At 39.7% G+C, this 5,265-nt stretch carries 4 protein-coding genes; all 4 read left to right on the top strand.

Translation table 11 applies throughout. The features are described 5' to 3' along the window. Positions 1-122: 122 nt before the first annotated feature. The 4 genes from PS3_RS00815 (at position 123) to PS3_RS09720 (ending at position 5,239) form a co-directional block, all read left to right on the top strand. Complete coding sequence (locus PS3_RS00815) at positions 123-1,541, top strand: flippase (RefSeq protein ID WP_007121700.1); 1,419 nt, start codon at positions 123-125, stop codon at positions 1,539-1,541. Between the two features lie 13 nt (positions 1,542-1,554). Continuing rightward, positions 1,555-2,631, top strand: coding sequence for an acyltransferase family protein (locus tag PS3_RS00810; RefSeq protein WP_040467824.1), 1,077 nt, complete (start codon positions 1,555-1,557; stop codon positions 2,629-2,631). Positions 2,632-2,768: 137 nt separating this feature from the next. Beyond that, the gene (locus tag PS3_RS09725; protein ID WP_050950782.1) at positions 2,769-4,448 is read left to right on the top strand and encodes a KxYKxGKxW signal peptide domain-containing protein; all 1,680 of its coding nucleotides are present in this window, start codon (positions 2,769-2,771) and stop codon (positions 4,446-4,448) included. 122 nt (positions 4,449-4,570) lie between these two features. Further along, the gene (locus tag PS3_RS09720) at positions 4,571-5,239 is read left to right on the top strand and encodes a hypothetical protein (protein WP_050950781.1); all 669 of its coding nucleotides are present in this window, start codon (positions 4,571-4,573) and stop codon (positions 5,237-5,239) included. Positions 5,240-5,265: the final 26 nt, after the last annotated feature.

Below are 5,265 nucleotides of genomic sequence, written 5' to 3'. Positions count from 1 at the left end.
ATTGTCATTGAATTTTCAATGATGGTCCTGATTTTATGTATTAAAATGGAAGCTAGCGGTCATATGACAAAAACCTATGATAAAATGAAAAGGTTATTAATAAGTATCGATGAGGTTTAACCATGCGGGTAATCAAAAACTATATTTATAATGCGGGGTATCAAATTCTATTAATGTTTACCCCGTTGATTACAACCCCATATATTTCACGGGTTTTGGGTGCCCATTATACTGGAATTAATGAATATACCAATAGTTGGGTTACTTTCTTTTACCTCATTGGTCAAATGGGCGTGATCTTATATGGGAATCGTGAGATTGCTTATCATCGGAATGATGATTATAAACGTTCCAAAACTTTTTGGGAAATTGAACTGTTACAGGCATGTACTATTTCGGTTTCTTTAATTGCCTATTTAATGGCGGTCTTTGTCTTTAGTTCCACTTTTAAAGAGTATTTTTTACTGCAGACTTTATGGATTATTGCGACGGCAATTGATGTTTCTTGGTTCTTCATGGGGATGGAAGACTTTAAGAAAACTGTAGTCCGAAATACGATCGTCAAAATTGTCACAATCGCCCTGATCTTTTTGGTGGTGAAAAGTTCAGACGATTTATGGAAGTACATCATCTTACTAGGTGGGGCCCAACTAGCAGGTAATTTAACCTTATGGCCTTATTTGCGGAAGCTGGTTCATTGGGTACCATTACGGGACTTACATCCATTTCAACACTTTTATCCAGCTTTCTTGCTTTTCATTCCAACTATCACTACGCAAGTATACTTAGTTGTGAATCGACTCATGCTTGGACACATGGTCACTCCTGCTGATTTGGGTAATTTTACCTATGCGGATCGACTGGTTAAATTAATTTTAGCGGTGGCGACGGCGACTGGTTCTGTGATGATCCCGAATGTGGCGCAGAAATTTGCCAATCATGATATTTTAGGGGTACGTGAGAGTCTTTATAAATCCTTTGATTTTGTGACGGCAATTTCAGTCCCGATGGCTTTGGGTTTAACGGCGATTGCCGTCAAATTCGCACCCTGGTTTTTAGGGAACCAATATCTACAAACCGGGACCATTATGATGATTGAAGCACCAATTGTCGTTCTGATTGCCTGGAGTACTGTCACTGGGAATCAATATTTAATGCCAATTGATCGTGTGAAGGAATACACTGCTTCTGTAACAGCCGGAGCAGTGGTTAATGTGATTGCCAATCTTTTTTTAATCTATTGGTACAAAGCTAATGGGGCTGCTTTAGCGACGGTTATTTCTGAATTTACGGTTACCGCGATTCAACTGTGGTGTATTCGAACCACAATTTCACGGCGACGTTTATTCAAAAGTTTATGGAAGTATTTTGTCTGCGGAGCTTTGATGTATCTTGCAGTGCATGCAGTTAACCTATGGTTGCCAATGAATATCTTGACCTTAGCAATTCAAATCATAATTGGGGTAATCGTATATGTTGCTAGTGTTTGGCTGATTAAGGCACCGGTGGTTGCAATGGCCAAGGAATTACTAAAAAAATAGGGGGGACAGTCGAGTGGTCGAAATAAAGCCCAAATCGCGGATTCAGTGGATTGATATTGCCCGTGGTTTAGCGATCATTATGGTGATCATTGGACATTCGCAGATGAATTATTATGGTGATTATTGGACACGACTTCTGTTTTCCGTTCACCTGCCGATTTTCTTTGTCCTAAGTGGTTACTTATATCGCCCAAAAAAATATCTACAAGAATTAAAGGGTGGTTGGTTCAATTTAATTTTGCCTTATTCTGCTACTGTGGTGATTGGGGGAATATTAATCCTGATTGCTCGCTTTGTTCCGAACGCATACATCTTGCCATATCGGATTTTTTCAATTAAAGATTTAATCTTTTCAGGACTCTATGGGGTTAATGAAACGGTTAATCTATTCCATCATCCAATCATTGGAATCGGAGCAATTTGGTTTCTGCTGGCCTTTTTCTTTGGTGTCCAAATTTTTAATTTAATCATGCGATTTCAGGTGTCGGATTTGGTTAAAGCTGTTATTGTTTTGATCTGTACTATCTCCGGTGTCACGATCGCCCAATGGTTTTATCTGCCATGGTCGATTGACTCAGCCCTGTTTGTTCAAATTTTCTTCTTTAGTGGCTATTTAATCAAGAAGTATGATCTTATGACTCGATTATCCTGGTGGATCGTCATAATCCTAGCAGTTATTTATGTATACTCTGGGACTCAAGGGACTTTATCTGTCGCAGACGTGAGGGATGATACGATGGTAATCGGTGTAATTGCTGGGATTACCAATAGTCTTTTCTTAATGTGGGTTTCCCAAAAAATAGAAGCTCTTGGAAAACGATTTAAATTTAACTGGTTGATTACGGGACTGGCTTTTATGGGGGCAGAGTCATTAACGATTTTATGTTTCCATTTAATTGATTTAGATTATCTCCACGTTTGGGTTCATGTGTATGGCTTCGTCTATTCTCATACTGGGCAGTTAATGGCCACTTATGCTGGAATTTTTTATCGAACTACCTTTGCAATTTTGATGGTCCTGATCGTTCGGCAAATCCCCGTTATTCGAAGTTTTTATATGCATCGAAAGTATCTCTTTAAATCAAAATAGTTCTGAATATTTTAGTTAATATAAATATTTGTTTAAGAATATCAAGTGGATTGTTACATTTTGTTATCAATCCATATTTTTTTGGTTGAATTTGCTATAATGGGAACATAGGTTTAAAAATTTAGAGGAGCTTATAAATGGAAACAAAAAAACATTATAAATTATATAAGAGTGGTAAACGTTGGGTCACCATGGCAGTGGCAACTGCTGCTTTAACAGTTGGGGCTGTTGCGACAACGGCTGTGGCCAATGCGGACACGACAGATAATGGAACAACAACTGGCCCGACAGAAACCGCTCCAGCCTCAACAGGGAATTCAATGAGTCAAGCTGATAGTACGTCTAATTCAGAGGGTAATAATCAATCGGAATCAACGGCTAACAGTAATTCCGTTACGAATGAAAAGACCGGTACTGATGCTGGGACAAATAATAAGAATAATGCTACAGATTCAGCTAATAATTCAACTAATTTAAATTCTCCAGTAGCTAATGATGGTAATCAAGGCATTAAAGTTGTCGACAACGATGACAGTACTAACACTGGTTTAAAGAGCGAAGATGGATCAAACTATTACTATGTTGATGGTATAAAGCAGACCAATACGATGATTCAGGATAAGACAGGAATCTATTATCTTTCATCGGATGGTAAGGCCCTTACAAATGGTTTTTACACTAATCCAACAGATAATTCTGTCTATTACTTTGGTTCTGATAGCAAGGCGCTTGTTAACCAATGGTATTATAATTGGGGGAATTGGTACTACTTTGGTGCCGATGGGAAGCGTCTAACTAGCACTGAAGAAATGGTCGATGGTGGACAAGCTGCCAACTTAGATAAAGCATGGATAAACAATTCAGGTTTATATACTTTTAATGCCGATGGTGTAGCCACCCTTAAGAAAGATGCTTTCTACACTAAAGATGGTAAGACATACTACTTTGATGAAGACGGTATTGAATACAGAAATCAATGGTACTCTAACTGGGGCAACAAGTACTACTTTGGTGATGACGGTGCTCTAGTTACTGATACGACGAAAACGATTGATGGAGCAACCTACTACTTCAACGCTGAAGGGGTCATGCAAACCAATGCCTTCTACAGTAATGATGGCAAGACTTACTACTTTGGTGAAGATGGTAAGGAATATACTAGCCAATGGTATAGCAATTGGGGTAACACCTACTACTTTGGTGCAGATGGAGCCTTGGTGACGGATCAAGTCACTGACATTGATGGGGCAACTTACTGGTTTAATGCTGATGGAGTTATGCAAACGAATGCTTTCTATTCAAATGATGGGAAGTTATACTACTTCGGCGAAGATGGTAAGGAATACAAGGACCAGTTCTACAGTAACTGGGGTAACACTTATTACTTTGGTGCCGACGGAGCTCGTTACACGGACCAATGGTACAGTAACTGGGGTAACACCTATTACTTTGGTGATGACGGGATCTTAGTTAAGAGTACGGTTAAGACGATTGATGGTACTGATTACCTCTTTAATAGCGAAGGGGTCAGCACGAAACTTAGCGATGTCAAAGACCAATTTGTAACGGTTGATGGCAAGGTTTACTACTTCGACGCTGAAGGCCATGAATACAAGGATCAATTCTACGTTAACTGGGGTAATACTTACTACTTTGGTGAAGATGGCGCTCGTTACACTAATCAATGGTACTCTAACTGGGGTCATGTCTACTACTTTGGTTCTGATGGAGCCTTGTTGAAGAACACTACCCGGACCATTAATGGGACTGAATACTACTTTGATAATGATGGGGTTGCCTACAACGTTATCAAATAGGTTACAAATATTACGAACACTTGAAAGCTTGATTGCTTTCAGGTGTTTTTCTTTTCCGCATTCCAATTCACAAGGATATTTATGGTAAAATATAAATATAAAGAAGAGAAGGTGAAGGAAAAATGAAAAAGTTTAAGAAAATTAGCCTGATCTTGATTACCGCCATGACCGCGGTTGGCTTAGCCGCTTGTTCAACTAACAATCAGTCTAGCTCATCAAGTAGCAATCAAGTATCGAGCGCCAAATCCACCAGTTCTACTAGCAAGAAGGCTAGTTCATCAAAGTCGACATCTAAATCGACTAGTGATCAAACGCAAAGTTCGAAATCTGCAAGTGATACTTCAACTAGTGGGAAGTCGTCGGCAGCTGCTTCTAGCCAACCGGCAAATTCGTCCCTGAGTCCAGTTACCTATGCGGATACCTTAGGAACCCAATCGGCCGCCATCCTATACTACGGAGCGACCCAACTAGGTAATGGAAGCTTCAATAGTGTTTGGCAAGTAGCCAAGGGGAATTCGACCTTTGCCTACATTTCTCAAGATGCCCATAAGATTACCACCCTTCAAAACTATGGGAATGGGGTATTCTATGGACTTTCTGCTGGAGCCTACAATTCTGATATTGGTTACACGATTTCAAGCGATGGGACAGTCTACTTCTATGTGGCTGGGCCATCATCTGAAGTTCAAGTTGGTTCGGCTAGCTTGACGACCATTAAAAATGCCGCTTTGAACTCTGCAGATGCCAATACGGTTAATCAATTAGGCCAATACGCTGACGGAAATAATTAATTGTTAAGGAAGGTTCTACACTTTTT

The sequence above is a fragment of the Limosilactobacillus gastricus PS3 genome (assembly GCF_000247775.1).
GTDB lineage: Bacteria > Bacillota > Bacilli > Lactobacillales > Lactobacillaceae > Limosilactobacillus > Limosilactobacillus gastricus_A.
This window is presented reverse-complemented; position numbering and strand designations above follow the sequence as displayed.